Consider the following 2,040-nt stretch of genomic DNA (forward strand, 5'->3'; position numbering starts at 1 on the left):
CTTCATCTCCCCGCTATTATTTCTCACTGGCCATGGATTATATTTTCTGCCGGGCCTGTCTCTTGGCCTTATCATACATAAAGATATAGAAAAGCTCTCCGTAGAAAGGATTTTCACTCTTCCGTCCCATGTCTTCCACCGTAATGACATGGCCCTTCTTGGTGACAATGCGGAAGGAAATGAAATCCGTGCTGTCCGTATTGTCTTTTTCCGCCAGCTGGCGCTGGAATTCCGCCTGCATGGCCTCTTTCTCTCCGGGATACAGCACAGTATAGAAAGTACCGCCGGTGTACTGCATGAAATCTTCAAAGTCATCGCATTCCAGAAGGTCAATCATGGCTTTGTTGGCAAAAAGAATTTCCTGGTCTTTAGTGGCCTTGCACACCAGCATACCACCGGGCATGCTGGCAGCTATATCGGAAAGGTTAAAGCCAAACTGTGCCCGATGGTGAACTTCCCCAATGGAATCATCGAATTTTCTCCACCCGGCTTTCCCGTTCAGCTTGGCGCCGTAAAGAGCAAAATCTGCCCGAATACACAGTTTCCCGTAGGAATTTCCCTGCTGAGGATATTCCGCACAGCCCAGGGAGGAATAGAAGGGCACTTCCTTCCCGTCCACTTCAATAATATGAGGCTCTCTAGTGAAGTGATCCATCTTCAGAATCACGTCTCCCATATTGTGATACGGATGGTAGAGAACAAATTCATCGCCCCCGTTACGGGTAATCAGCGTTTCCCTGCCGAAGGTCTGCCTCATGTCTTCCGTAAGCTGTTTCAAGGCATCATCGCCGGCACGATGGCCGTACACATCATTAATCAGCTTGAAGTTATCAATATCCAGCGCTATGACCATGGCCTTCTGATAGGGATTGTCAGCCATATAGCGGGACACCGCTTCATCCCCGCCTTTTCGATTGTACACGCCGGTCAGGCTGTCCGTGGCTCCTATGACCTTAAGAGTCCTGTTCTTTCTCCAGAGGAAGGATACAAAAAACGTCGCCATAATCCCGGAGAGGGTAGCCAGAATCAGAGTCTGCAGGTTAAACCAGCCCCGCAGGGGACGAAGGGAAAGAGTCCAGCGGCTGCCGCCGATAATGGCTGAAGCATAAGGATCGTTTTCCCGCACCGTCCCCTGCTGGAGTATAACTGTTTTCTCTCCATCCTCTTCCCGGAAAAGACTGAACTGATCCGGCCTGCCTTCTATGGGTATGATATTTGATTTTTTAAAAACATATTCCTGATCAGCTGCCACAAGCACATAACCCCAGAAGGAATCTTTGTCCGATTCCAAGTAAACAGGATGAAGCACTGTCAGCGCCATGTTCCCGTTTTTCATGGGTATGGAATCAGAGAGCACGCTCTTCTTCGTTTCCCTGGCTTTCCGGGCTGCCTCCTTAAGCGGCCCCTCCAGAAGCGAAGTCCCGCTTTCTATGCCTTCCACATTGCTGAAAGCCGCTTCCTGTCCTCCGGCAGGAAGCACATCAATGGCCTGGACGGAAGGATTGATCTCCATATAGCGGGCAGGGCCCTGCAGATCGGCAATATTTCCATTTTTTCTCCTGATCGTTCCTTCCAACACATCTGCAATGGTTTCATACTGATGGACATAATCCCCCACATTATTAATCCGACTGACCGCCTCCCGGCTGAACAGCTCATAGCCCTTCCGATCGTCATTCTGGTACAGGATAAAATCCACAAGCAACGTCAAAAAAAGGCCGCAGATAATAACCGGAATGCTCAGGTACCTTGTGATTTTATTCCCTGTATGCATCACCATAACTGCGTCCTTCTTTCTTCAATTTGTATCTCTTTACAACAATCCCCATTATACACGCTTCATTCCCTGAGGTAAATAAAAATATGTATATAGGGGATAAATTAATTCTGTTTTTCAATTTTGTACTTATGCCCGGATCCCCTGCTGCCCTTTCTGCCTGCCGCCTTCATTCGAGGAAGAATCTCCCAAAGCCCTGAAATTCCACGCATAGCGTAGATCAGTCACTGCCGGTAAATAACAGCTGACGAAAAAAATGAAGT

The 2,040-nt window shown here is 48.4% G+C and carries 1 protein-coding gene; it reads right to left on the reverse strand.

Annotated features, from left to right (window positions below; all coding sequences use genetic code 11):
- Window positions 1–37: 37 nt before the first annotated feature.
- Entirely contained in the window at window positions 38–1,774 is a 1,737-nt protein-coding gene (locus ACI4N7_RS09365) for a diguanylate cyclase (protein WP_439733096.1), read from the reverse strand.
- Window positions 1,775–2,040: the final 266 nt, after the last annotated feature.

Origin of the sequence: Dialister sp. (assembly GCF_051885895.1) — a bacterium.
Classification (GTDB): domain Bacteria; phylum Bacillota; class Negativicutes; order Veillonellales; family Dialisteraceae; genus Dialister.

Excerpts from the sequence above, each read along its gene's own strand:
- ACI4N7_RS09365 (WP_439733096.1), bottom strand. The coding sequence starts at position 1,774 with ATGCATACAGGGAATAAAATCACAAGGTACCTGAGCATTCCGGTTATT.